This window comes from Persicobacter sp. CCB-QB2 (assembly GCF_001274635.1).
Lineage (GTDB): Bacteria > Bacteroidota > Bacteroidia > Cytophagales > Cyclobacteriaceae > Persicobacter > Persicobacter diffluens.
The window spans coordinates 3,349,986-3,375,998 of record NZ_LBGV01000001.1; the positions used below are offsets into that span (position 1 = coordinate 3,349,986).

Below are 26,013 nucleotides of genomic sequence, written 5' to 3' on the forward strand. Positions count from 1 at the left end.
CTTTAATTTATTATTTCTTTGCAGTCAGTATTGGAAAGATCGCTATTGAAAAAATGAAAAGGATTATTACCCTAGTATTGGTATTATTTTTAGTTATGTCTGCTTCGGCTTTTGCGGAAGGTGTGGATAAGGTTCAGGATAGCAAGGATGCAGAAGTAAAGTTACCTGAGAAAAAAAAGGACGAATACTTAAAGGCTCCATTTGCCAAGTCAGAGAATTTTGCCAATGGCATTCTGCCTACTTCACTGAAAAGTAAGTGGTTTGATAAAATAAAAATTTCAGGATACGCACAGATGCGTTATAATGATCTTTACAAGACCAACCCTGATATGGAGTGCGAGCAGTGTGATGGGACTTATGGCGGGAATGATGGGATGTCATTTCGTCGGATCCGAATCAAGTTTTCCGGTTATTTGCATGAGCGTGTTTATTTCTATATTCAGCCTGATTTTGCCGGAGGCAATAGCAATAATGTTAGCTTAAGAGATGCCTATTTTGATTTGATGTTCACCTCTGACCGAAGATGGAGATTGCGTTTGGGACAATCTAAGGTTCCTTTCGGTTTTGAAAACATGCAGTCTTCTCAGAATCGTTTGTCTTTGGATCGGAATGATGCGATTAACTCTGCCCTGAAAAATGAGCGTGATATGATGGCAGTGGTTTACTACACTCCCACGATTGTTCAGGAAAGATTCAAAAAACTTCAAAACCAGCAACTGAAAGGTTCTGGTAACTACGGTATGTTTGCTTTAGGTGCTTTTAACGGGCAGACCGCGAACAATGCAGATGAAAATCTGAATAAGCATATTGTAACGCGTTTGACCTATCCTTTTGAATTGGCAAACGGACAGATTTTCGAAGCGGGTATTCAGGCTTATGCCGGTCAGTATGTAACCACAAAAGTCTCCGAGGGGGTGATGGCGGAGGTTACAGGAGAGAATGGCCAGAAAGAGATGGTTTCTGCGGAAGGAATGGAATGGGATGATGCACGTCTTGGTGCTTCTTTTATCTGGTACGCCATGCCATTTGGTTTCCAGACGGAATACAATGTAGGGGTTGGTCCTGAGTATGATCCTGCGACCAACACCATTCAGAGGAAACCATTGAAAGGGGGGTATGCGCAGATGTCTTACCGCATGGAATTAGGACAGCATTTGGTATTACCTTTCTGGAGATATACGAACTATGAGGGGGGGAAGAAATTTGAAACCGACGCCCGTTCTTATGATATGCAGGAAATTGAGGTAGGTTTTGAGTGGCAGCCGAATCAGGCTTTTGAATTAGTAGCCCTTTATGCCTATGCCGACAGAACATACAACGATTCTTTAAATCCTGATAACCGCCAAACGGGTTCATTGATCCGTTTACAAGCCCAGATTAACTTCTAAGAGATCTTTTTCCGATATATAAAAAAGGGCGATCCATTTACGGATCGCCCTTTTTGCATAAGGATTGTGGTCTTTAAAGCATTACTTTTTTGAACACATCCCAAATGGTAATGCCCATGCTCACGGAGATGTTCAAAGAGTGTTTGGTGCCAAACTGTGGAATTTCCAATACGCCATCAGCCTGCGCCACGACTTCTTCCTCTACACCGAAAACCTCATTGCCGTAGACCAAGGCATATTTTTTTCCTGCTTCAGCCTCAAAATCTTGTAGTTTGGTGCTTTCGTCGGCCTGCTCTACCGCTAATACCGTATAACCTTCTGATTGTAGTTTTTTAACCAAGGCCAGCGTTTCTGGTACATGTTCCCAAGTGACGGAATCCTGCGCACCCAAAGCGGTTTTGTTAATATCACGATGAGGTGGTTTGCCAGTAATGCCACAGAGGTATAGTTTTTCAATGGCAAAAGCATCCGAAGTTCTGAAGGCCGAACCTACATTGTTAAGGCTTCGCACATTGTCCAGAACGATTACGATTGGGCTTTTTTCAGCAGATTTAAATTCTTCTACCGAAGGGCGGCCCAGTTCATCCATGGTGAGCTTTTTCATGGGGCTGTATTTATCTTATTTTATTGCTAATATTAATATATTCAAAAGCCCTCCGCAAAAAGAAGGCCATTCCTCTTAGAGTTGGTTGAGCTCCGACTCCGACAGTTCAAGCGCTTTATCCAATCCATTTTTTTGCAGATAGGCTTTGGCTAATCGGATTTTGTGGAAATCTACCGTTCCTTTCAGGTAATCAAACACCTGTCGGATGGTGACTTCAAAGCCTAAAGCGCGAAAGGCTTGTGCTGCCATATGCATTTCCTGCGGACTGAAATATTTTTCCAGCGGAATCTCATAGCCAATGGCGTACAAATCTGCCAAATGTGAGTAAATGGTCACCACATTGAGTCCCCGGCTCAGGGCAATTTCTTCCGGCTGCAAACCATTTTTAAAGGATTCCCAGGTCTGAAGTTTGGTATTGGTGGTTTTGGCTTTTTTCATCTCGCCCGTTCCAAAAGACCGAATCTTACTTAAAAAGGCATCTCCAAACTGGTCCAATTTTTTACTACCAACACCGGAAATCTTCAGCAGCTCATCCTCGGTTTGTGGCTGCTGGCGCACCATATCCAATAAGCTTCGGTCAGAGAAAATCAGATAGGGAGGCAAATCGTGCTGTTCTGCAAGTTGTCGGCGTAGTAGGCGAAGCGCATCAAAAAGGGCTTCGTTAATGGCTTTGTTTTTGGGCTTTTCCTGTTTAACCTGCACTTTTTGCATGGCCCGGTGTTGCAGCAGGACGGTTTCCTTTGCAAACAATACAGCCTGACTTTTTTCCGTTAAGCGCAGGCGAAACTGATCTTCCAGGGCAATGTCCATATAGCCCATATTCACCATTTGGTGGATATAGCTGTGCCAATGCGGAATCGGGATTTCCTGCCCGATACCAAAAGTTTTGAGTTGATCCCATCCATTTTTTTGAATGGAACTGGTGATATGCCCTCTCAAAATATCCACCACGTCCTGAGCCGTGGCTTGTTGCTGACAACGGTATACTGCTGAAAGGATTTTTTGGGCAGTCACGGTGCCATCCACTGATTTTGGTGGATTTTTACAGACATCGCATTGTCCGCAATCCTCTTTCAGATCTTCCCCAAAATAGTTGAGTAATACCTTTCTCCGGCAAATATGCGCCTCCGTGAAATGCTTCAGGCGCTCCAGCTTCATTTCCTGCAGGGCTCTTCTGTCTTCTTCCAATTCTTTCAGCATTTGCTGCTGTCGGATAACATCTGCATAAGTGTAGAAGAGTAAAGCATGGGCATTCAGGCCATCTCTTCCCCCGCGGCCAATTTCCTGGTAATAGCTTTCTATATTTTTAGGCAAATTATAATGCACCACCCAGCGGACATTAGATTTGTCAATCCCCATCCCAAAGGCGATGGTCGCCACTACGATTTGCACTTTGTCTTTTAGAAAATCTTCCTGTGTTTTATTACGTTCGGAATGCGGAATTTCAGCATGGTAAGGTCGTGCAATAAATCCTTCCTTTCTTAATCGGTATGCAAGATCTTCTGTGGATTTACGACTTAAGCAATAGATAATTCCTGCCTCGTTGGGGCGTTGGGACAAGAATTTAATAAGCTGTTTGTTTCGATCCTCTGCCGGAACTACCTGTAAGAAAATGTTCGGTCGGTCAAAGGAGGAGATAAAAGACTTAGCTTCCGGAATCTGAAGCTGGTGGATGATATCTCTTCGGGTGAGTTTGTCTGCCGTAGCGGTCAGGGCAATAATAGGTACCGAGGGGAAATTTCTTCTCAGGGCAAAAAGCTTACTGTATTCTTTTCGGAAATCATGTCCCCAAAAAGAGATGCAATGTGCTTCATCAATGGCAAAAAGATTGATGCGAATCCTTTTCAGAAACTCAAAGAAGTTCTGTGAGAGTAGTTTTTCAGGGGAAATATACAGGAGGTGAAGCCTGCCGGAGCGGGCATCTTCTTCAATTTGCATTTGTTCCTGATAAGGCACACCGCGGTGCAAACAGGCTGCAGCAACTCCATTTCTTTTCAATCCTTCCACCTGATCTTCCATCAGGGCAATTAAGGGTGAAATCACGATACAAGTGCCTTCCATGACAATGGCCGGGATCTGAAAACATAGTGATTTTCCTCCGCCGGTGGGCATGAGCACCATGGCATCTTCTCCCTGAAGGACGGTTTGAATAATATCTTCCTGTAAAGGCCGGAAAGATTCGTAGCCAAAATACTGACTCAATACGATGCCGGCGTTTTGCATTAACGCACCTACCCTGCTATTCATCAAAAATCGTAAATGAAAAATTCAAAAAGTGAATCTACCGCAGGCCTTAGCGGCAATCGGGGCATTTCCCTAACACCAATAAATTGATTTCTTCCGCCACATAGTCCGGAGAAAGCGCGATGGTTGGAATTTCAGTTTCTTCCAAACAACGTACCTTACCACAAACTTTGCATTTGAAATGCACATGGTTGTCGTGGTGTTCATGGGTTTCACATCCTCCCGAACAGGTGGCGTATCGAGCGGCGCCACCATCATCAATAACGCGGTGAATAATGCCGGATTCTTCAAAAGAATTGAGGGTGCGATACAGGGTCACGCGATCATAGTCATCCGAAAGGATGGCCTCAATCTCAGGATGGGACAAAGCCTCTCTTTTGTCCTTGAATAAAAGGAGCATATCCTGTCGACAAGCCGTATACCGAAGTCCGTGTTTTTTGAGGGTGTCCTTTACTTCCTGAATTTTCTCTATGTGCATGAGCCAAAAAAAACTTGCGTTGCTATTTATTATGGATGCAATTTACCATTTAATTACAGCAACTTCAAATAGTTGAGGGGATTGAAAGTAGCCCGGAATTTTCGGGCTATTCATTTTAGCTAAGGGCTTGCCTCAGGTCATCTACCAGATCTTCGGCATCTTCAATACCAACGCTCAGGCGAATCAGGGAGTCGGTCACTCCTACTTTTTCTCTTTGATCCTTAGGAATGGCAGCATGTGTCATGGTAGCAGGATGTCCGGCCAGACTCTCTACTCCGCCAAGGGATTCCGCCAGGGCAAAGAATTTGAATTTTTTCAAAACCTCAAAAGCCTTTTCCTGCCGGTTGTCCTTCAGGCTGAAGGAGATCATTCCACCGAAATCTTTCATTTGCGCGCGGGCTGCGGCATGGTTGGGGTGATCGTGAAATCCGGGCCAGTAAACTTTTTCTACGGCCTCGTGCTGTTTTAAGAATTCTGCCACAATGGTACCGTTATGGCAATGCCGATCCATTCTTACGGCTAGGGTTTTGATGCCTCTTAAAACTAAAAAAACATCCTGTGGGCCGGGTACCGCACCGCAGGAGTTTTGAATAAAGGCGAGCTTATCCGCCAACTCATTATCATTCACGACTACGGCCCCCATAATCACATCCGAATGGCCGCCCAGGTATTTAGTGGCGGAATGCATCACGATATCTGCTCCAAAATTCAGGGGTTGTTGCAGGTAAGGCGTGGCGAAGGTATTGTCTACGGTGAAAAGCAAATCATGCTTTTTCGCCAGGTGGCCGATGGCTTTTAAGTCCACAATGTTCATCATGGGATTGGTGGGTGTTTCTACCCAAATCATTTTGGTGTTTTCATTGATAAAGGATTCAATATCGTCCACCTTTTCCATATCAACGAAGTGGAATTTAATTCCCAGGGGTTCGAAAATTTTAGTGAAAATGCGATAACTCCCACCATACAGATCATTGGACGAAATTACTTCGTCTTCCGGTTTTAATAATTTGATGATAGCGTCTATGGCTGCCAGGCCCGAGGCAAAGCAAAGTCCATGCTTTCCGTTTTCTAATGCTGCCAAATTGGCTTGCAGCGCATCCCGGGTAGGGTTTTGTGTTCGGGAATATTCATATCCTTTATGATCTCCGGGGGCGGCTTGTACATAAGTAGAGGTCTGATATATGGGCGGCATGATCGCTCCTGTAGAGGGATCTGGCTTTTGGCCGGCATGTATGGTTTTTGTTGCAAATTTCATGGGCGGATGAAAAAAAAGATCGTATGAAACAATTAAAGGGTTAAAATTTTATAAAGATACAATTGTGTTTCTTCTCGACAGTTTGCTTTATTCTTTGTAATTTTCCTCGGAAATTTTTACGAATCCTGAGCATGACTGTTGGAGAAACGATGGTTTAATTCCAATTTCCTACATCTCCTTATGAAACCGAATCGTTACCTACTAGGCCTTTTATCCTTTCTGATGTTCTTATTTTCCTGTTCTAAGACGGTGATTACACAGTCTGAATCTCCGGTGAAAGAAAGTTTGGTGGAACCCCAGTTGGTCGTGGTATATGATGGCGAGCAAGACCTGGACTGGGTGTGCAGTTTTGAGGAGCGCCTGGCGAGTTCATTGCCATCAGATTTAAATGCGGTTTCTATCCGAAAAGTATTGTTTGATCCCCATGCGACCGTTGAGCAGCATGTAAAATCTTTAATGGAGCAGGGCAAGAATACGGTTTTACTCGTGAAGTTAGTGAAGGATTCCAGTGAAATGAATCTGACGACTGATGCGGACGGCGGAAGTATTCGGGGGCGGCAGCAATTAGACCAGCAAACTTCCGCAGAGATTGAAGACGCGGTAGTTTTACGAGCAGAACTTTATGACCTGAAAAGCCGGAAACTGGTCTATAATTGCCTTTCAAAAACGGGAACCAAAAAGCCTTCTTTAGGAGTGGGGAGTAGTTTTGGGAAAGCTTTGGGTAAAAATATGAGGAAGGAGGGGCTTTGGCGCTAACAACAATTAATCAATCATAAATAATGAGAATTTTTAAAACACTTACTTTTTTAATGGTGGCAGCGGCTTTTACTGCCTGTACCAAAACCATCGTTACACAAAGTGACAAAATGAACAAATCCGGCTTTGAGGGGCCACAGTCGTTGGTGGTGCTTTATCAGGGCGATTATGGAGATGGAGAATTTATTGAATCTACTGTAGCAAAGGGTTTACCTGTAGCCTTAAAAGCGACTTCTGCCAGAGAATTATTGACTGATACCACGAAAAGTAAGCAAGCGCATTTGGATCAGCTGATCGCTATGGGCAAAACCGCTCTGATGGTAGTGAAGGTGTTGGATTATGCGAGCGATACCGTGCAGGCGCAGGTGACGGGTCGATCCGGTAGAAGTTTAATGGAAGATCAGTCAATGGGTTTTTACAGCAATCAACATTATGGTGTGGAGGCAGGTTCGCAATATCCTGAAGGCAATATTCAGGAGAATTTAGATAAGTCAAGACCACAGGCCATCCAGATAAGACGTACGCTTCGCTTGCAGGGAGATATTTATGATATTAAAACCAAAGGTCGTATTTACAATTGTAGAACGACCATTGAGAACCCTCCAAGCGTAAAGGCCATTGGTAAGAGCTTCGGCAAAGCGGTGGGTAAAGATTTAAAAGCCACAGGCTTATTATAGGAAGCTATTTGAAGTACTATTTTAATGGGGAGGGTTTCGGTAACGAAGGCTTCCCTTTTACATTTTACTAAGTTGTCGGTATTCTATCAGGGAGGTAACCCCCTTTCGGAAGGTCGTGTAAGGCACCCCATTTTGATGGTTGGCAATACTGATTTCTCCCATTACTTTCCAATGGGCAAACAAGTCTTTGTAGGCCTGAACCAGGGAATAACCAGGATGATAAATATGGGCAGGTTCGGCCTTAGCGCCATTGAGTTCCATGATTTTGATGTTTTTTCCTGCATATAAATCTTCCAGAGAGGGCACTCTTAGGTCAAAACGCCCGTAGTTGAAGCCTTCAATCTGAAGCGCGATCTGATCAAACCTGGCATGAAGCACTTTATTGATGAGGTGATTGCCGTTTAGGAATTTCGTGCCCCTGCAATGGTTTCCAATAGATTCTAATAATAATTTCTCCCCCTTTGGAACTACAGTGGTCATTAGATCATGCTGTGCTTCCTTTAGTCGTTCTAACTGTAAGAATGCTCTTGGATTTTGTGTCATTAAAGTTTCCACCGAGCTTGTTCCATCTCCGGTAATGCTTAGCATTTCTTTTAATACCACCGAGCTGATGGTTCCGAATTGGCGATTGGGGTGGCGGTAGTAAAAAACACCTACTTCGAGAGGGTAATCAATAAATTCCTGAATGATGACCGGAATTTGCACTTCCCGGCAATAAGAGGGCAGTTCTTCCTCATGATTAATTTTTTCAACGCCCCTGCCTCTTTCTCCAAAATCAGGCTTAAGGATTATGGGGAAAGACAGCCCGAGTTGTTCCATTCCCCTTAAAATATTTTGAGGTTCCGGCTTTTCGATCAATAAGGTTTTGGGGGTAAACTCCGCCGGAATTTTTTTTAAAATCGCCGATTTGGATTCTGCCAAAAGGCCACCGTTTTCAATTCCGGGGTTAGAGGCGGAAAAGAAAAAAGGAGATCGGGCACGAATAGCAATGCCCAAAGCGTAAAACCAAATCGGGAGGTAAACCAACTGCCAGGGCCAGTATTCCCAGGAGGTTAATTTTATAAAAAATGACCTTAAGTTCATTTTTACTCAATGACTAAATCAGATTCAAATTTGACCATGGCCGAGCGTTGCGTCTTCCAGTCTTTATAATGCATAAAATGCGCCCCATTTTCCTTTAAAATGGTGGTGGTGCTTACCGTACCCACTTCCATTTCGGCCCAGTCCATCATGACGTTTGTTCTGGGATTACCTTCCCCGGCATTTTCATGAAAACCTCGGAGGGAAGCCAGGTCGTGCGGATAATTGGCCAGCCAATCCTGGAACCAATCTATTCTTTTTTGCCGGATATTAGCATCGTATAATGTGGCGCTGGACCAAATATAGCTTTGATGATTCGGTAGGTTTTTGATGTAAAGTTGCTTGCCCGTCCACACCATCTCATAGAGGGTTTTATCCTGAATGGCAATTAAGGTAAAGGGCTCAATGCCGTGGAAATTATATTCGGATGAAAATTTGGGCAAATCTTGGTGCCGAAGCAAGTCTCTGACTACCAGTCCCCGACTATGGCGATAAGGTGGATTGCTTTTGTGATTAACAAAGCCTCCGTTTAGAAGGCATACGGCATCAAAATAGGGAGAAAGTCCAATCCAACTACCGCTCCCCATGGGGTCTATAGGCATTAAAACCTTCAGGTATCCCTCCATATGGATTTTGGGTAATTCGGCATAGGGCCGTTGATAGCTTACATCCCGGTTGGAGGTGAAGATAAAGCCCTCCTCAGTGGGCACAAAGGTTACCGTACACATGAGCGATAGGTTTATTTTATTTTCTGATGCGCTACTGTAGAGCTTGCCACTCCAAAATGTTCCGGAACCTTAATGTTGGGGAACAATAGTCGATACCCCACTCTCATCATGGCCATATGGTGGACAGTATGTTCAATATTATAGGCTAATTCGCGTTCAAAATTAGATTCCACTCTGAAGCTCATCTCCCCTTCATCACCAAGGTATTTTCCTTCCAAACGTAATTTTTGATTTTCAGTGTTTAGAATAAATTTTTGGATTTGCTGAATAGCCTTTAATGCGGTTACCGGATCATTTTCCAAAGCGAGTTTTCTTTCGCGTTCATCATAGTTTACGATTCCCTTTGGTAAACCGCTTTCTAAGCAAGTGAAAAATTCCAAAGTATGGCGAACGTGTTGGCCGATACTACCCTTGCCTAAAACATCAATTGGGCTTTGGTATTCGGTAGCGGTCATTTGTTTAATGACTGAATCTAGTTGATTGAGTAGCTGAATGGCGACTTGTTTGATCGTCATGCTGTAGGAGTTAAGTATGGTAATTAGGGGTAATTTATTAAATTTTTCATCAAAGCTTAGATTTTATTAATTGAAAAGCCGCAATTTCCAAATAAACCCGATTCAAGGAGACCCAGAAGGGGAGTGATTAGAATTATTATACTTTTTGTAAAAATTTAGGAGGAATTGGATTTAGCTAGGTGTAATCGATTGATTATAAGTGGTATCGGAGTCAGTTTATTAAAGGGGATTTGCTTTTGGTTAAATGGGAGGGGCATTTCAAGATTGCATTAGGGAAGTGGAAAAAAATAGCCTACATCAAAACTTTATGTAACTTCGTGAATGGAGAAAGATCAACCTTTTAGTGAATTTATTGACAGTATTAACATTGCCCTTAAAAAATTGACAGGCTATAAACGCCGAGAGTATGCAGCAGAAATATGCATTAAATATTTTGACGGGTCACCCTCCAAAATGGAACGATCCGTTAATGTTGGGCGAGAAATGGTTAAACTCGCTCTTAAAGAGCATTATACAGGGATTCGATGTATGGATGCATTTTCATGTAGGGGCAGAAAAAAAAGAGATTGAGCATCCTGAGCTAGCTAATGATATAAGCTGTATTGTTGATGAAGAAAGTTGTATTGATCCCAGCTTTAAGACAGAACGATGTTATGTTAGAATAACTGCGCAATACATTTTACAGAAACTCTTAGCCTTAAAATATCATGAAGGAGATTTTTGTGTTCGTACAATCAATAATATTCTAAATAGATTAGGGTATACATTAAAGAAAGTCCAAAAGATTAAGCCATTGAAAAAAATCGCAGAAACAGATGAGATTTTCACAAATGTAAAAAAGCACAACAAAGAAGCCGAAAGCAATGACCGAACGATACAAATTTCTTTAGATGTCAAAGCAAAAACAAAAGTAGGAAATCTTAGTCGCGGAGGTTATTCTAGGACTCAGAAAGCTAATCAAGCCGAAGATCATGATCATCACTGGACTGAAACTCTTGTTCCCTTAGGAATAAGAGAAACTAAATCTGAAGATATTACTTTCATATTTGGTAAGTCAAAGGAAACGAGTGACTTTATTGTTGATGGCCTAGAGATGTGGTGGGATGAAAAGGGATATGATAAATCAAATTATGATACATTATTAATCAATTTGGACAATGGAAAACCGGTGGCGGGAAATACTCGACGCTTTATTCAACGCATCATTAAGTTTTCGAAAAAAATTGGAATTCCAATTCATTTGGTCTACTATCCCCCGTATCACAGTAAATATAATCCAATAGAAAGAGTATGGGCTGCGTTAGAAAACTATTGGAAAGGCCTTATTCTTGATACAGTTGAAAACACGCTGGAAATTGCAAAAAAAATGACCTGGTGTCAGAAAGCTCCTTTAGTATTTATGAACAACAATACTTATGAATCACCTATTAAGATAGATGATAATAAATACAAAAGTTTTGACAAAAACTTACAAAGAAACGAGATTCTGCCCAAATGGGATATTTTTATCAATCCGGTTGTGTAGTTTAATATTTGCCACTTCCCTTAGCAAACAGGATTTGAAGACCTGAATTTTTAATTTCCTGGATTCTAATTTTAAGTGCAAGTTTTTTTGGCATAAAAAAAAGGTATCCGGTACCTTTGAAATTTAAATCTAATTGCACTTAAATAAGAAATAACAATGGCCCAGATTACCCTGACACAAAGATATGAAATTGAAGCGTTAGTTAAAATAGGGTTCAATAAAACAGCTATTGCTGATAAAGTTGGATTTCATGTATCGACTATAGGGAGAGAAATAAAGCGTTGTCGTAAAGGGTATTACGACGCTGATACGGCGCATAGTAAGTACCTGGCCAATCGTAAAAATAATCGGGAACCGTATAAACGGACTCCCGAAATGGAACAAGTAATACGTGAGTGTCTTATTGAAAATGATTTCAGCCCAGAACAAATAGCTGGAAGATGTAAAAGGGAGGGGGCTCCAATGATCTCAGTTGAAGGAATTTATCAATTCATTTACAGTGTTCCTGAATTGGCTAACCACCTTAGGATCAGCAAGGGGAAAAGGAAAAAACGGAAATCTAATTCAAAAAATGGATCAAAAATTCCAGACCGGAAACCTATTCATATTCGACCCACGGAGGCTGATAATAGATCGGAGTTTGGGCATATTGAACTTGATGTTGTGGTAGGGACCAAGGAAAAGTCAAATGTCTTGGTTACGGCTGTTTGTAGAAGGTCTAGATATACATTGATCGGAATAGCATTAAGCAAATCAGATAAAGATGTTTTGAAAGCCTTAGAAGATATGGCTTCAAGATCTTTAATACCTTGGAAGACGGTTACTTGTGATAATGGGAAAGAATTTGCATGCCATAAAGAATTAGAAGCCTCTGTTGGTTGTGTGGCCTACTTTGCAGACCCTTACGCCAGTTGGCAAAGGGGTACCAATGAAAACACAAATGGCCTAATAAGACAGTACTTTCCTAAAGGGAAATCAATGGACAATATCAAAATGAATTCAGTACTCCAAGTAGAAGAATCCCTCAATAATCGCCCAAGAAAGAAATTGAATTTTTGGACGCCTATCGAATATATTCATGGTGAAAGAAAAAATTTGATCACCATCAATAAAACTTGCATTTAAAATTGGAATTCAAGTTTTCAAAGATTGTTTGCACAAATAATAAGAAAAAACAGAACGCAGCCTTTGAATAATACGTTAAAATAAAGCTTTTACCATCTAAGCATTTTTATGCGGGGCGCATTGAAAAAGGGTAAAAGTGATATAGTTTATTGAAATCACCCCGCTGAATTTTGAATAAGCGTATTCAACATGAAAGTACAAAATATCCTACAAACCATCGGGCACACTCCCCTGGTGAAAATCAACAGACTTTTTGGAAAAGATGTAGAGGTTTGGATGAAGCTGGAAAGAGCGAATCCCGGAGGTAGTATTAAAGACCGTATTGCATTATCTATGGTAGAGGATGCTGAGGAAAAGGGGCAATTATCCAAAGGGGGAACCATTATTGAACCTACCTCAGGAAACACCGGGATAGGCTTGGCTTTGGTTGCTGCCGTGAAAGGTTACAAGATAAAGTTGGTGATGCCGGAATCCATGAGTATTGAGCGCAGGAGAATTATGGCGGCATATGGAGCGGAATTGGTCTTGACGCCAAAAGAAAAAGGAATGAAGGGTGCTATTGCCAAAGCAGAAGAATTGGTGGAGGCAACAGAGGGAGCCTGGATGCCCATGCAATTTGACAATGAGGCCAATAGTAAAGTGCATTTTGAGCGTACTGCCAAGGAAATTATTCAGGATATGTCCAGTGGCTTTGATTATATGATTACTGGTGTAGGAACGGGTGGTCATATTACCGGAGTAGCAAACGCTTTGAAGGAGCACCACCCCAAGATGAAAGTCTATGCGGTGGAACCCACTGCAAGTCCTGTGTTGTCGGGAGGTGAGCCCGGGCCACATCCTTTGCAGGGGATTGGGGCAGGTTTCGTGCCCAAGGTGATGGATACTTCGGTATTGACCGGAGCCATTACGGTGGACAAGGAGGAGGCATTTGAATTTGCGCAGCGCGCAGCGAAAGAAGAGGGAATTTTTATTGGAATATCCTCAGGAGCTTCATTGGCAGCTATTGCGAAAAAGTTACCGGAGATTCCAGTAGGTTCAAAAATTTTGACTTTCTGCTATGATACCGGTGAAAGATACCTTTCGATAGATGGATTATACTAGATAACGGATTATATTCTTTTTAAAGCCCAATCAGTTACCCGCTGTTTGGGCTTTTTTTGTTTTGCGATTGGCCCTACATCTGTGACTACAGTATTTCACTTCTTCCCAAACCTTTACCCATTTCTTTCTCCAGCTAAAAGGCCGGCCACAAGTTTTACAAATTTTTACCGGTAGTTGCGATTTCTTCATGTCTTCAAAACACTTTGTTGGCGGTAGCATCACAAGTTTGGCTACTTTTTTGCAAAAGGGGAATAGGCCAAAGGATGTTATGGGCATAAGCAAACGGTTAAGAATGAAACCGTATTTATTTTCAGCATGTTAGCGGTTTAATTTATTGGGGGAATTGTAACGAAATCCCAATAATTTTCTCTACCTTTGCCCCTCAATTAAATAGAAGGACGTGTTCCTTCGTTAACGTTAAACGTTTTTATAATTTAAAAAATGGCAGTTAAAATCAGATTAGCGCGTCGTGGACGCAAGAGACAAGCAATCTATAACTTGGTTGTTGCTGATTCAAGATCACCACGTGATGGTAAATTCATCGAGAACTTGGGTATCTACAATCCTAACACAAACCCTGCAACCGTTGATTTCAACGAAGATGCAGCTTTTGATTGGGTAATGAAAGGTGCTCAGCCTACCGATACTGCACGTGCATTGTTGTCTTACAAAGGAGTAATGTTCCGTAAGCACCTTCAAATTGGTGTGAACAAAGGTGCGATCACTCAGGAGCAAGCTGACGAGAAATACAACGCATGGAAAGAAGCTAAATTGGCGAAGATCGAAGGTAAGATCGCTAAATTGGCGAACGAAGCTGACGCTGCGGCGAAAGCACGTTTCGACGCTGAAGCGGCTAAAAACCAAGCGCGTATTGATGCTATCGCGGCTCGTAAAGCGGAAGAAGAAGCTGCTGCTGCAGCTGCTGAAGCTGAGGTTGCTGGTGATGATGCAGAAGGAGAAGCTCCTGCTGCTGAAGAAACTGAAGCATAAGATTGATTAATAGCCGATGCGTATAGATCAGTGTTTTGAGCTGGGGTATATCACCAAAAGACATGGATTGGATGGATCAGTAAATGCTGTTTTAGATACAGATGATCCTTCAGTTTATATTGATTTGGAGGCGGTATTCCTGGAGCATGGTGGAAGTTTGGTGCCTTATATTGTGGAGGACATCCGCATGAAAGGAGATCAGGCGATATTCACTTTTGAAGGGGTGGAAAGCCCTGAAGACGCTGACGCATTAAAAGGTGTAAAATTATTTCTGCCGCTTGATATCCTGCCGGATTTAGGCGAAGGAAAGTTTTACTATCACGAGATTGTTGGCTTCCGGATGCAGGATCGTCAGCACGGGGATTTCGGAACGGTTACCACCGTTTACGATAATGATAAGCAACCTTTAATTGCAGTAGACTGTAATGGGAAGGAAGTTTTGGTCCCGATGGCGGATGATATTCTACTGAAAGTAGATAAGGAAGCAAAGGTAATTGAGACGCAATTGCCTGAGGGTTTATTGGAAGTTTACACAGAGGACTAAGCAGGGAAATGAGAATTGATATTATCACCGTGCTGCCGGAATTGATCGAAAGTCCGTTGAGTCATTCGATCCTGAAACGTGCACAGGACAAAGGTCTGATCACCGTGGAGGTACATAATCTTCGCGAATTCTCTACCAATAAGTATCGCCAGATAGATGATTATACATTTGGAGGTGGTGCCGGAATGGTGATGATGATTGAGCCGATTGCCAAATGCATCGATTCATTGAAAGCAGAGCGCGATTACGATGAGGTCATTTACATGAGTCCGGATGGGGAGCGATTTGAGCAAAGCATTGCCAATGAGCTTGCGCTGAAAGGCGGCAACCTGATTATTCTTTGTGGGCATTATAAAGGTGTGGACGAGAGGGTGCGGGAGCACTACATTACGCGGGAGATCAGCATTGGCGACTATGTGTTGTCCGGTGGAGAGCTTGGTGCGGCAGTAGTGACGGACGCGGTAGCCCGATTGATCCCGGGAGTGTTAGGGGATGAAACTTCAGCACTTACTGATTCCTTTCAGGATGGTTTAGTCGCCCCTCCTGTTTATACCCGACCAAAGGAATACAATGGTTGGGAAGTGCCCAAAGTATTACTTTCCGGAGACCACAGCAAGATTGAGGCCTGGCGTTTTGAGCAATCCGTAAAGCGTACACAAGAGCGTCGCCCGGAATTACTCAAGGATGCTGATTCTAAAAATTAAAGAGCGGATCAGCCGCTCCTTTGAATTAAAATTATTCAACATGGTGCCCTGCGAGGGCACGATAAGATTACAATAATGAGCGATTTAATTAAATTCGTAGAAGCTGAGAGCAATGAGCGCCGTGCAGCGCTTCCTAAGTTCAAAGCCGGTGATACTGTAAATGTACACTGTAAAATTAAAGAGGGTAACAAAGAGCGTATCCAGCAGTACCAAGGAACTGTAATGCAGATCCGTAATGCAGGTTCTAACGGTGAAACTTTCACTGTTCGTAAGATCTCTTCTGGTATCGCTGTAGAGCGTATCTTCCCAATGCTTTCTCCAAACATCGATAAAATCGAGGTTGTTCGTTTGGGTAAAGTACGTCGTGCACGTTTGTTCTACCTACGTGGTCGTCAAGGAAAAGCTGCTCGTATCAAAGAGCGTCGCGCGAAATAAAATTTTCGGATTCTTTTCGGGAATTAAAAATACGAAGCCGGCATCCTCAGGGTGCCGGCTTTTCGTGTTTTATTACTATTTTTTAGCATGATCATTTTTGAAACCTCCCGCCTGCAAGTCAGGTCCCTCAGCCACACTGATATTGTTGATTTATTATCAATCTATCAGCAAAAAAAGAATATGCGCTACATTCAATCCGGCCGTACCGACTGGACCAATACGGAATTGAAAACAAAGGTGGAGCGCTGTAATCAGGGTGAAAACGGAGGACTCTATGGAATTTTTTTAATTGAAAATCAGCAGCTGATTGGTGAGGTTGGCTTGTTTGACTCTTTTCAGGATGCTACACATTTGGAGATGGGGTATATATTGGATCATCTTCATTGGCAAAAAGGATTGGGTTATGAGCTGGTGAAAGCACTGATGAATCATGCTTTTTCAAAACTGAAGGTCAAGCAATTATCAGCCCGGATGTATGCCGAAAATCAAGGTTCCATAAAGTTGGCGGAGAAGTTGGGGATGGAAGAATATCAAAAAGGGACCACTCCGGAGGGCAGGGAGTTTAGGTGGTTTGTTGCTACTAATTGATTGGTAATCAGTAACTATTTTTGGTATTTTCAAGTTAGTAGTATAAAATCATACTTTAGGAAGCACAATAATGGAAGAGTTAAAGGTAAAAAAGGCAGTAACCCTCGATGCAGAGGTCATTGCCTATGTTGAGGAATATGCGAAAAGTCACCATTTAAAATTTTCCACGGCTATGAATCAAATTTTACATAGAAGTAAAGAAGTGGACCGTCAGTTGAAAATGAAAGAACAGGAAGAAATGATCGATAAGCATTTGGAAATGTTTAAGCGCTTATCTTAATGGAACTACGAAGTACCTGATGATCATATGGGTAAAGCTACCCTCCTAACCTTACCCTATTTTTCAATGAATTATCCTGGCAAAGAGGAAATACTTCATTTCCATAAAATCCGGATTGATAAATCCGGAGGGAGTCATGGGATTATTGATATCGGGAAGATGGATAAATTTTTTTTTTGCACTGGAAGTTATTTATTATCCTGATTTTTTCGATAAGGCTGCCTATTTGTTGTTTGCCATCAATTCTAATCACCCATTTCAGGATGGAAACAAACGGATCAGTATAGTGAGCTTCACCTATTTTGCCCTAATCAATAACGTTCCGAATGAACTGGTGGATGAATTTACAGGGAAGTGGGCGGAAGAATTAGCGCTTGATTTAGCCTCAGGGAAATATCAAATGGAAGCCCTCATCGAATTTCTTAAAGACAAATTAGGGCACTGGCGAGCATGAAATGCCTGAAACTACCCTAGGCTTAATAAACAGCATACTCCTATAATGATCCAAAATATCCATTGAAACATTTTCAACAGGCCGTTTTCAATCGGACTGTTGATGGCGATGGGAATTTGAACCATAGCAAAGGACAAAAAACAAATGCCTATGAGGAGTGTAACATCTTCTGTACTTCGAAAAACAAAGGCATAATCAAAAGCAAATCCCCAAAGCAGTACCGCCGATATAAGCATCCAGACGGACATATAATGAAACAGGCTGTGCATGACCTTTCTAGGAATTATTCCAACATCCTGGCTCTCCAAAACAGGTTTTAAGAAATCCTTATTTCCAATGGTAAAGTGCCCGGCACAAGCCATGCTACAGACTATTGCGGCGATTAAAAGCAGAAAATTCATTGTTATTAGAATAGTATATCCTTTTAACCATTTTCCGCATGATGTTACTCTGAAAGCGTCACTTTTTTAGCGATATCAAAACATGCCTGAAAGCAAGCCAAGGTCAGTTCGCTATCTTCCAGGGCGTTGTGCTCCTCTCCTTCCCTTTTCAGCCCGAAGTATTCTGCGATATGGTTGAGTCCACGCCTTTTGGGCACCTCTTTGCCATTGTTTTCCAAAATCATAAAAGCAAAAGTGCTGATGCTTAGCAGGTCAACAATTTTAAAGGAAAATGGCCATTTCATATTTTCCCGATAGTAAGCCTCACGCAGAAAGTTAATGTCGTTCATGACCCCTTGTCCGGCCAGGATAATATCACGCAGCTGATTGGTATTGTCACGATTAAGTTGCTCCATAATCCAATCCTCCATTTTCTCCAACACTTCGTACATGGCCGGAGCATCCATCAGATCATATTTGGAAAGCCCGTGGATCTCTTCTGATTTGGCCGAAATAGTGTTGATATTCTCTGGACAAACATTCGAGGAGAATTTGCTGATTTCCTTCCATTGGTCGTCCACCAAAACGGCCCCTACCTGAATAATATCGTGGATTTCCGGATCCGGACCACTCATCTCCAGATCAAAAACTAAATATGGCATAATTGAAAAAATGTTTGCGGTAAATATAAAGGTTTGTAGGAGTCTGCAAAAAGAAAAGGCGCATTCCCTTATCAGAATGCGCCTTAAAAATTGATCTATGGTAATTTTTTACTCTACAGTCACCGACTTCGCTAAATTTCGTGGCTGATCCACATTACAACCTCTCATTACGGCAATGTGGTAAGACAATAGCTGCAATGGAATGGTCGCAACAAGTGGCATGAAGGCTTCATGCGTGTTCGGCACCTCAATCACGTGATCCACCATTTTAGGAATTAGTACATCTCCTTCGGAAACAATGGCGATCACTTTCCCTTTACGGGCTTTTACCTCCTGAATATTGGAAACTACCTTATCGTAAGAGCCATCACGGGTAGCAATGAAACATACCGGCATTTCTTCATCAATTAAAGCAATCGGTCCGTGTTTCATTTCTGCCGCCGGATACCCCTCTGCGTGTATATAAGAAATCTCTTTCAATTTCAAGGCGCCTTCCAATGCCACCGGGAAGTTATATCCACGACCCAGATAAAGGAAGTTTTTGGCATCCTGATAAAGCTCAGAAATTCCGCGAATCTGCTCTTCGGACTTCAAAGCCTCTTCTACTTTTGCTGGAATTTGTTCCAGGTGCGCCAGCATTTCTCTGAAGCGGGTTTCGGAAATTGTTCCCTTTTGTTGCGCTACCTTCAGCGCAATCATAGATAATACTGAAAGCTGGGCAGTAAAGGCTTTGGTAGAGGCTACTCCAATTTCAGGCCCGGCGTGGGTGTAAACTCCTGCATCAGAGATACGCGCAATTGAAGAACCAACTACATTACAAACCCCTAATACGGTCGCTCCTCTGGACTTTGCTAATTCCATGGCAGCCAGCGTATCGGCAGTTTCACCGGATTGAGAAATAGCAATTAAAATATCGCCTTCGTGGATAACCGGGTTTCTGTAACGGAACTCAGAAGCATATTCCACTTCAACCGGAATACGACAGAATTCCTCGAAAATGTATTCAGCAACCAAGCCCGCATGCCAGGAAGTACCACAGGCAGCAATGATGATACGATCCGCCTGGCGCAATTTGCTTAGATAATCGCTGATTCCGCCCAAGGTCAGTTGCCCTTCGCTTGCATTTAATCGTCCTCTCAAACAGTCATTGATGGACCTTGGTTGCTCATTAATTTCTTTGAGCATAAAGTGATCATAGCCACCTTTTTCAATAGCCTCCAACTCCAAATCCAAGAGGGTGATTTCCGGAGTGGAAACAACATCATCTGTATTTTTTATATGCAATTCGTTGCCACGAATTACCGCAATTTCATTGTCATTCAGATAAACCACTTCATTGGTGTATTCCACAATTGGAGTCGCATCTGAAGCCAGGAAGAATTCATTTTTTCCCAAACCAATCACCAATGGGCTTCCTTTTCTTGCTGCGATCATCAAATCCGGATCGTTTTTGGAAATGATCGCAATGGCGTAGGCTCCCACGACACGTTTCAACGCCAATCGAACCGCTTCTACCAAGTCTACATTGTTAGACTGTTGGATGTATTCGATGAAATGAATCAGGACCTCAGTATCCGTTTCAGAAGTAAACTTGTGGCCATGCGCCACTAATTCTTTCTTGACGGAGGCATAATTCTCAATGATACCATTATGAATAATGGCCAAATCTTTCGTTTGAGAATAGTGCGGGTGCGCGTTGACATCGTTTGGCTCTCCATGCGTGGCCCAACGGGTATGCCCGATTCCAATGGTAGATTGAGTGTTTTGATCGGCGATATGCGCCTGTAATTCGGCTACTTTGCCTTTTTTCTTATAAATGGATAATTCGGGGTTAATAAGGCAATTCCGGCACTGTCATATCCACGGTATTCTAAGCGTTGAAGGCCTTTAATGATGATTTCCTCGGCCTGTCGGTGTCCTTTATAAGCAACAATTCCACACATAATTGGAAAAAGGTTTATCTAATTTTGATGGTTTTTATTTCAAAAATTTTCCTGAAGTAAGCCATTTGTACTTGAATATCAAAAAAATGGCCATTACCGGATTTTATGCCCTAATGAGATTAAATAATTTTCTTTACTTATTTAGGTAACAGCGCATTGGTGTATACGGTTTTCGAAAAGAGTTGAATTTATTCAAGCAGAATATTATCTAAAAATGGAAGATAAAAATAGAAATAGGGTGAATTTGGAAGGGGGAATTAAAGTGGAGGAAAGTTAAATTTGAAGGAAAAGTATTTTTCATCAAAAATTAAAATTTCTATTTCATCTTGGTAAAATCAATTTTTTCTTCGCTAAAAAGTCTGATTTTAGGGATTGATTTTTTATTCCTGAGAAATTGTAGAAATTCGTTTTTCTCAAGATCAATATTCATATGGCAAAGGCAAAAGTTAAAACGGCGTATTTCTGTTCAAATTGTGGTTATGAGGCACCCAAGTGGCTGGGAAAATGTCCGTCCTGCCAGCAATGGAATACTTTTGCAGAGGAAGTAATTGAGAAAACGACAAAATCTAGATTTGCCAGTGGAGATGCGGTAGCAGCCGGAAGTTCTTTTCGAAAGACAGCTCAGAAAGCGGTAACGCTGAAAGATATTCAGGTACAACAAGAAAAGCGTTTTGATGCGCAGGATACCGAATTGAACCGCGTACTTGGAGGAGGCATTGTGCCGGGCTCTTTGGTGCTAATCGGAGGGGAGCCCGGGATAGGAAAGTCTACTTTGATGTTGCAGGTGGCCTTGAAATTAATTGCACTAAAAGTACTGTATGTTTCGGGGAAGAGAGTGCGCAGCAGATTAAGATGCGTGCGGATCGCCTGCACAATAAGAACAATAACCTGTTTGTGTTGACCGAGACTGATTTGGACAAAGTGTTTAATCAGGTGAAGGAAATTCAGCCAGAAGTATTGGTGATTGATTCGATTCAAACCCTGGGATCCTCGCTTATTGATTCTGCACCCGGAAGTATTTCTCAGGTGAAGGATTGTACGGGAGAGTTGATGCGTTTTGCCAAAGAAACCAATACTCCCACTTTTATTATTGGCCATATTAATAAGGATGGGAATATTGCCGGCCCGAAGGTTTTGGAGCATATGGTGGATACGGTTTTGCAATTTGAAGGAGATCGCCATTTGAGTTACCGGATTTTACGGACGATTAAAAACCGTTTTGGATCCACCAGTGAACTGGGCATCTATGAAATGCGAAATGATGGGTTAAGAGAGGTGAATAACCCCTCAGAGGTATTGATTTCCCAAAGAGAGGAAGAATTAAGCGGAGTAGCCATCGGTGCAACCCTGGAAGGAAATCGCCCATTACTGATCGAGACTCAAGCTTTGGCGAGTCCGTCAACCTATGGAACGCCACAAAGAGCGACCACCGGATTTGACAATAAGCGTCTGCAGATGTTGATTGCCGTACTGGAAAAAAGAGGTGGCTACCGATTGAGTATGCGTGATGTGTTTTTAAATATTGCGGGAGGGGTGAAAGTGCAGGATCCCGCATTGGATTTAGCGGTGGCTGCTTCTATGGTTTCTTCTTTTGAAGAAATAGCCATTCCGCCACACATTTGTTTTGCGGCGGAGATTGGCCTGGGAGGAGAAATCAGGGCTGTAACACATGTGGAATCCAGAATCGCGGAGGCGGAAAAAATGGGCTTCTCTACTATTTATGTCTCGAAGTTTGGATTGAAAGGCATTGATTTCAAAAAGTACGGCATTCAGATCAGGGCATTTGGCAAGCTGGAGGATATTTTTCAGGATCTTTTCCAATAAACGGCTGCAATAATTTTTACCTCAGAACACACTTTTTGAGAAAGATCAGTTATATGGTCAAACAAATTTGTGTTCTATGGAAAATTATGAAAATGCAGCCGGATCGGGTTTAGTGATGATCGTCTACTTTGCGTTGATTGTGATTCAAATTGTCGCTTTGTGGAAAATATTTGAAAAAGCGGGACAGGAAGGTTGGAAGGCGATTATTCCCATTTATAATATCATCATTTTATTGGAAATCATCGGAAAGCCCTGGTGGTGGTTGTTATTGTTATTTTTACCCATTATCAATATTTTCATTTATGTGATGATGTGCCATTTAACCTCGCAATCCTATGGAAAGGGCATTGGATTTACCCTCGGGCTGATATTCCTGTCTCCCATTTTTTATCTGATATTAGGTTTGGACAGTAGCATCAGATATATGGGGCCAGCGGGGGCAACTGCGCAAACATTTTAGTGCGGTGATTATCTTCAAAGAGATTAATGCTAAATGAGGAAGAATCATTTAGCATTTTTTTTAGATTTGTTTGTTAAAGAAGCGAAGGAAAACGCTTTTCCCTTTTGTATGAATTAATTAAAGCAAATGTCCATCTTCACCACTTTTTCAAAATCCTGCCTTGGACTGATCCTGATCCTGTTTTTGTTTTTTTCGACCTCCTCAGCTTATAGTCAAGGACGGCTGTACTATTCCCAAACGGAGCTCGAGATGATTTTTTCCTATGCGGATTTGAGCAATGAGGGTCAAAGCAGTAGCGACAGTCCAGTCAGGTGGTCTCCGGTGTTGAATATTCATACCCATTATCACTTTGATTTCAATCGCCATTTTGGATTGTTTACCGGTTTGGGCGTGAAAAATATGGGCTTTATCGCCAGCTATCCGGACATTAAACAAAGGAGAAAGCACCGAACCTATAATTTAGAAATTCCGATAGCCTTGAAGTTAGGGCGATTGAATAAATGGCATTTTTATGGGGGCTATTCATTTGAAGTGCCCATTCATTATAAGGAGAAGTTGTTTTTGAATGGCGAAAAGGAAAGCGTTCGTCGTCATTGGTTTTCCGATCGTGCTCCTAGACTGATGCATGGTCTTTTTGCAGGAGTAGTTTTCCCATCGGGAACGCATTTGAAGGTGCAGTATTATTTGAATAATTTTCTGAACAAAGATTTTGAGACAGTGGATTTAGATGGTAATATTTTGAGACCATATGAAGGAATAAGTGCCAATGTTTGGGCGATCAGCCTTAATTTTCCTCTTACCAAAAACAATAAATTCTATTACCAAAAGCCCCCCACCTATCAGGCGAGTTTGAATTATTAAAAAAAACGGAGCCCCATCATGGAGCCCCGTTTTTGACTGGGAAGTGGGGGTGACCCTATATCCGAACACCCAGCGTGATGTTAAAAGATCTGTTTTGAAAAGAACTGTTGGAGAAGGCCTGGTCTACTTTGAAATTATCTGAAAGCCCCCAGCCATAATCAGCATCCAGGGTAAAGAACAGGATATCTACCCCCAAGCCTGCCTTTACGGCCCATTGAGTGGACTCCGTGTCGAATACATCAGTGAAATTGTTTCCATTTGTTTTATATCCAAAACCTATCTGAGGGCCTGCATAAGCTCGGAATTTAAACATATCTGCATTGATGAACTGATATCCTACCATCACCGGCACTTCCCAACCTGTCTGATTGAATGATTCCAGGTCAATATTTGGAGTATTCTGGAGATCATTCCAGTCTACCTCACTACTGTATTGGGTATAAAAAAGCCCGGGCTGAATAAACCATTTCTCCCCGATGCGAAGACTTGCTCCAAATTTATAACCTGCCTTCGGGTTGAAAGCATCATTATTTGGTTTAGAAATCGTCACTCCTGCAGCCGGAACCAAGTGTATCTGTGCCTGACTTTGAATTGTGAGAAGGAATAGCAAACCTGTGAAAATGAAAGGGAATTTTTTCATAACCATTAAGTTTTGATGTTTTAATTTTTTCAGGATATTTTGTACTCTTCAAAACTCATGCCGAAAATGTTTAACAAATTTATGGTTTAGTTATATGTTGAGCAAAGTGGGCTAATTGTTAATTTGAATCTGAATCCTACATCATTTTTTAAGAGAACCGATTTTGATGGTAGAAATTCAGTTTGGTCTCTGACTTGTAGGTGTTTGTGTTTTTATTGTATTATTAGGTATTGGGCCTTCATTTATTAGCCCTCTGCAAAATCAATTTTGTATTAATTCCAGTACAATGCTTTTATTTCACAGGAGGTCGGATTAGTTTCGGTACTTAAGAAAAACAAAAAGCGCAATGAAAATTAAGAAGGCGGAAGCAAAGGATAAAAATACGGTGGTGAATATTTTGACGACTTCTTTTGCCCGGGATGCTCATATTCAGTGGTTGTTAGAAAAATCTGATTATGAACAAAAAGTCCCTTTGCTGATGGCTTATCTTTTTGAAGAAGCCATCAGAAGCGGAGTCGTTTACCTGACTGAGGATGAAACAGCTGCAGCCATATGGAAGGGCGGTAAGAAAATGCCTTTTTCATGGAAGTGGTTGGGTGTAAATTTGGAAATGCTCCTGAAACTCGGTCTTCCCACGATTATCAGGAATTTGCAAACGGTCAAATTTACCTCCAAACATTTGGCTGAGGCAGAACAATATTACAATTTGTACTCCTTGGGTGTTTTGCCCGAAAGCCGTGGTAAAGGGTATGCCTCTCTGTTAATGGATGCTGTGCTGGAGAAAAAGCAAAAAGAGGGAGTTCCGGTTTATTTGGAAACGGCTAGTTTGAGGAATGTTTCCATTTATGAAAAGAAGGGTTTTGTTACTTATTCGGAGTACAAAAAGGGCAACCATATTTTATATCATATGAAAAAGTCAGCAGACTGATTTTCCTGTTGGGGATTGTGGTAGATTGACAACCAAATGATTGAAACGAAACGTTAAAAAAATATGCTACAATCATACATCCCATTATTTCCCCTCAAAATTGTGGTTTTCCCCTCGGAGAAAGTGAACCTACATATTTTCGAAAGAAAATATAAGCAGATGGTACACGATTGCCTACGGGGTGATCGTTTATTTGGAATTCTGTCGGCGGTGGATAATGAAAAGATGTATGGTACCTCCGTGTATTTGCGTGCGATTAACAAAGTGTATCCGGATGGCCGGATGGACATTCAGGTAATGGGACAGAAGGCCTTTATCGTGGAGGAATTTGATGAGGTGAAGACTTCCAGAGAATATTCTGCTGGCTTAGTACGCTATTTGGATAATGATATGGAGGTGGATGAGGATAAAGTGCTGGAACTTAAGGAAAAGGTGCGGGAGTTTTTCCAGTCCTTAGAAATGGTGGGGCGTGTGGAGTTTAATCAGCAGCCCAAAGCTTTTGGTATTGGCCACTATTTGGGCTTGTCCCTGGAACAAAAGTATGAGTTGCTTAAGATTGAAGAAGAAAAAAGTCGTCAACATTATCTGATTGAGCACCTGAAAGCGACGATTCCGATTGCCAAACAGTTCAATGAGGCCAAACGCCGGATCCGGATGAACGGGCATTATAAATATTTTGATCTTGGAGATCCCATTGATCCTGATTTTCCGATGGGGGAAAATTAAGCGCTTAATTCTCAACAAGCCAAATTATATTTGTTTGGATTGTAATTATTTCGACATCAAAGTGACATTTCCGATCTTTTAAAAATTGGCATTTTCATTTTTTCAGGGAGCTCATTAG

General features: G+C 41.9%; 28 protein-coding genes and 2 pseudogenes. 18 read left to right on the plus strand and 12 right to left on the minus strand.

Features of this window, described 5'->3' with window-relative positions; translation table 11 throughout:
- The first annotated feature begins 53 nt into the window (after positions 1-53).
- On the plus strand, positions 54-1,388 hold the full coding sequence (locus NG22_RS14735; RefSeq protein ID WP_072159108.1) for a porin: 1,335 nt from the start codon (positions 54-56) through the stop codon (positions 1,386-1,388).
- A gap of 73 nt (positions 1,389-1,461) precedes the next feature.
- Here NG22_RS14735 and NG22_RS14740 read toward each other — a convergent pair whose 3' ends face one another.
- The 4 genes from NG22_RS14740 to NG22_RS14755 form a co-directional block, all read right to left on the minus strand.
- Positions 1,462-1,992 carry a TrmH family RNA methyltransferase gene (locus NG22_RS14740; protein ID WP_053406425.1) on the minus strand — a complete coding sequence of 177 codons (531 nt, stop codon included), beginning with the start codon at positions 1,990-1,992 and terminating at the stop codon, positions 1,462-1,464.
- A gap of 75 nt (positions 1,993-2,067) precedes the next feature.
- The gene (recQ, locus tag NG22_RS14745; RefSeq protein ID WP_253275703.1) at positions 2,068-4,239 is read right to left on the minus strand and encodes a DNA helicase RecQ; all 2,172 of its coding nucleotides are present in this window, start codon (positions 4,237-4,239) and stop codon (positions 2,068-2,070) included.
- Positions 4,240-4,285: 46 nt separating this feature from the next.
- Positions 4,286-4,714: a Fur family transcriptional regulator gene (locus tag NG22_RS14750; RefSeq protein WP_053406427.1), complete on the minus strand. Its 429-nt coding sequence runs from the start codon at positions 4,712-4,714 to the stop codon at positions 4,286-4,288.
- 115 nt (positions 4,715-4,829) lie between these two features.
- Positions 4,830-5,969, minus strand: coding sequence for a cystathionine gamma-synthase (locus NG22_RS14755; RefSeq protein ID WP_053406428.1), 1,140 nt, complete (start codon positions 5,967-5,969; stop codon positions 4,830-4,832).
- A 180-nt stretch (positions 5,970-6,149) separates the two neighbouring features.
- Between NG22_RS14755 and NG22_RS14760 the strand changes: the two genes are divergently transcribed.
- Both NG22_RS14760 and NG22_RS14765 read left to right on the plus strand, forming a co-directional pair.
- Positions 6,150-6,725: a hypothetical protein gene (locus tag NG22_RS14760; protein ID WP_157601121.1), complete on the plus strand. Its 576-nt coding sequence runs from the start codon at positions 6,150-6,152 to the stop codon at positions 6,723-6,725.
- A 23-nt stretch (positions 6,726-6,748) separates the two neighbouring features.
- A complete protein-coding gene (locus NG22_RS14765; protein ID WP_157601122.1) occupies positions 6,749-7,402 on the plus strand; it encodes a hypothetical protein in 654 nt (217 codons plus the stop codon).
- 57 nt (positions 7,403-7,459) lie between these two features.
- Here the strand turns inward: NG22_RS14765 and NG22_RS14770 are convergent, their stop codons facing one another.
- Genes NG22_RS14770 through NG22_RS14780 form a run of 3 tightly spaced genes read right to left on the minus strand, consistent with a single transcriptional unit; the run spans position 7,460 to position 9,725 of the window.
- A complete protein-coding gene (locus NG22_RS14770) occupies positions 7,460-8,485 on the minus strand; it encodes an ATP-grasp domain-containing protein (RefSeq protein ID WP_053406431.1) in 1,026 nt (341 codons plus the stop codon).
- 2 nt (positions 8,486-8,487) lie between these two features.
- Positions 8,488-9,210: an NRDE family protein gene (locus tag NG22_RS14775; protein WP_053406432.1), complete on the minus strand. Its 723-nt coding sequence runs from the start codon at positions 9,208-9,210 to the stop codon at positions 8,488-8,490.
- An 11-nt stretch (positions 9,211-9,221) separates the two neighbouring features.
- Positions 9,222-9,725, minus strand: coding sequence for a hypothetical protein (locus NG22_RS14780; RefSeq protein WP_053406433.1), 504 nt, complete (start codon positions 9,723-9,725; stop codon positions 9,222-9,224).
- 406 nt (positions 9,726-10,131) lie between these two features.
- Here NG22_RS14780 and NG22_RS14785 point away from each other — a divergent pair, with 406 nt between their 5' ends.
- The 3 genes from NG22_RS14785 (at position 10,132) to cysK (ending at position 13,476) form a co-directional block, all read left to right on the plus strand.
- Positions 10,132-11,250, plus strand: a complete 1,119-nt coding sequence (locus tag NG22_RS14785; protein WP_053406434.1) for a hypothetical protein — start codon at positions 10,132-10,134, stop codon at positions 11,248-11,250.
- A 156-nt stretch (positions 11,251-11,406) separates the two neighbouring features.
- Complete coding sequence (locus NG22_RS14790; protein ID WP_053406435.1) at positions 11,407-12,375, plus strand: IS30 family transposase; 969 nt, start codon at positions 11,407-11,409, stop codon at positions 12,373-12,375.
- Between the two features lie 189 nt (positions 12,376-12,564).
- Positions 12,565-13,476, plus strand: coding sequence for a cysteine synthase A (gene cysK / locus NG22_RS14795; protein WP_053406436.1), 912 nt, complete (start codon positions 12,565-12,567; stop codon positions 13,474-13,476).
- Positions 13,477-13,506: 30 nt separating this feature from the next.
- Here the strand turns inward: cysK and NG22_RS18350 are convergent, their stop codons facing one another.
- Positions 13,507-13,752 carry a DUF2256 domain-containing protein gene (locus NG22_RS18350; RefSeq protein WP_053406437.1) on the minus strand — a complete coding sequence of 82 codons (246 nt, stop codon included), beginning with the start codon at positions 13,750-13,752 and terminating at the stop codon, positions 13,507-13,509.
- Positions 13,753-13,917: 165 nt separating this feature from the next.
- Between NG22_RS18350 and NG22_RS14805 the strand changes: the two genes are divergently transcribed.
- The 7 genes from NG22_RS14805 to NG22_RS14835 all read left to right on the plus strand — a co-directional run bounded on the left by NG22_RS14805 (position 13,918) and on the right by NG22_RS14835 (position 17,471).
- The gene (locus NG22_RS14805; protein ID WP_053406438.1) at positions 13,918-14,466 is read left to right on the plus strand and encodes a 30S ribosomal protein S16; all 549 of its coding nucleotides are present in this window, start codon (positions 13,918-13,920) and stop codon (positions 14,464-14,466) included.
- Between the two features lie 16 nt (positions 14,467-14,482).
- Positions 14,483-15,010, plus strand: coding sequence for a ribosome maturation factor RimM (gene rimM, locus NG22_RS14810; RefSeq protein ID WP_053406439.1), 528 nt, complete (start codon positions 14,483-14,485; stop codon positions 15,008-15,010).
- 8 nt (positions 15,011-15,018) lie between these two features.
- The gene (trmD, locus tag NG22_RS14815) at positions 15,019-15,714 is read left to right on the plus strand and encodes a tRNA (guanosine(37)-N1)-methyltransferase TrmD (RefSeq protein WP_053406440.1); all 696 of its coding nucleotides are present in this window, start codon (positions 15,019-15,021) and stop codon (positions 15,712-15,714) included.
- 75 nt (positions 15,715-15,789) lie between these two features.
- A complete protein-coding gene (rplS, locus tag NG22_RS14820; RefSeq protein WP_053406441.1) occupies positions 15,790-16,149 on the plus strand; it encodes a 50S ribosomal protein L19 in 360 nt (119 codons plus the stop codon).
- An 87-nt stretch (positions 16,150-16,236) separates the two neighbouring features.
- The gene (locus NG22_RS14825) at positions 16,237-16,737 is read left to right on the plus strand and encodes a GNAT family N-acetyltransferase (protein WP_053406442.1); all 501 of its coding nucleotides are present in this window, start codon (positions 16,237-16,239) and stop codon (positions 16,735-16,737) included.
- A 70-nt stretch (positions 16,738-16,807) separates the two neighbouring features.
- On the plus strand, positions 16,808-17,017 hold the full coding sequence (locus NG22_RS14830; protein WP_053406443.1) for a hypothetical protein: 210 nt from the start codon (positions 16,808-16,810) through the stop codon (positions 17,015-17,017).
- A 136-nt stretch (positions 17,018-17,153) separates the two neighbouring features.
- Positions 17,154-17,471, plus strand: coding sequence for a Fic family protein (locus tag NG22_RS14835; RefSeq protein ID WP_053406444.1), 318 nt, complete (start codon positions 17,154-17,156; stop codon positions 17,469-17,471).
- Positions 17,472-17,482: 11 nt separating this feature from the next.
- On the opposite strand, the gene NG22_RS14840 is transcribed toward NG22_RS14835, so the two are convergent.
- The 3 genes and pseudogenes from NG22_RS14840 to glmS all read right to left on the minus strand — a co-directional run bounded on the left by NG22_RS14840 (position 17,483) and on the right by glmS (position 20,456).
- A complete protein-coding gene (locus tag NG22_RS14840; RefSeq protein WP_157601124.1) occupies positions 17,483-17,872 on the minus strand; it encodes a hypothetical protein in 390 nt (129 codons plus the stop codon).
- Between the two features lie 44 nt (positions 17,873-17,916).
- The gene (locus NG22_RS14845) at positions 17,917-18,513 is read right to left on the minus strand and encodes a PolC-type DNA polymerase III (protein WP_053406446.1); all 597 of its coding nucleotides are present in this window, start codon (positions 18,511-18,513) and stop codon (positions 17,917-17,919) included.
- Between the two features lie 108 nt (positions 18,514-18,621).
- Positions 18,622-20,456: pseudogene (glmS, locus tag NG22_RS14850) on the minus strand (glutamine--fructose-6-phosphate transaminase (isomerizing)).
- A 430-nt stretch (positions 20,457-20,886) separates the two neighbouring features.
- Between glmS and radA the strand changes: the two are divergent.
- From radA to NG22_RS14865, 3 genes and pseudogenes are all read left to right on the plus strand, one after another.
- Positions 20,887-22,280 (plus strand): annotated as a pseudogene (gene radA, locus NG22_RS14855) (DNA repair protein RadA).
- A gap of 76 nt (positions 22,281-22,356) precedes the next feature.
- A complete protein-coding gene (locus NG22_RS14860) occupies positions 22,357-22,740 on the plus strand; it encodes a DUF5684 domain-containing protein (protein WP_053406447.1) in 384 nt (127 codons plus the stop codon).
- Positions 22,741-22,989: 249 nt separating this feature from the next.
- A complete protein-coding gene (locus NG22_RS14865; RefSeq protein ID WP_157601125.1) occupies positions 22,990-23,601 on the plus strand; it encodes a hypothetical protein in 612 nt (203 codons plus the stop codon).
- Between the two features lie 55 nt (positions 23,602-23,656).
- On the opposite strand, the gene NG22_RS14870 is transcribed toward NG22_RS14865, so the two are convergent.
- Positions 23,657-24,241 (minus strand): porin family protein, encoded by a 585-nt coding sequence (locus NG22_RS14870; protein WP_053406449.1) that lies wholly within the window; start codon positions 24,239-24,241, stop codon positions 23,657-23,659.
- Between the two features lie 346 nt (positions 24,242-24,587).
- On the opposite strand from NG22_RS14870, the gene NG22_RS14875 reads away from it, so the two are divergent.
- Both NG22_RS14875 and NG22_RS14880 read left to right on the plus strand, forming a co-directional pair.
- Positions 24,588-25,169 carry an N-acetyltransferase gene (locus NG22_RS14875; protein WP_053406450.1) on the plus strand — a complete coding sequence of 194 codons (582 nt, stop codon included), beginning with the start codon at positions 24,588-24,590 and terminating at the stop codon, positions 25,167-25,169.
- A gap of 63 nt (positions 25,170-25,232) precedes the next feature.
- On the plus strand, positions 25,233-25,895 hold the full coding sequence (locus NG22_RS14880; RefSeq protein WP_072159109.1) for an LON peptidase substrate-binding domain-containing protein: 663 nt from the start codon (positions 25,233-25,235) through the stop codon (positions 25,893-25,895).
- Positions 25,896-26,013 lie beyond the last annotated feature (118 nt).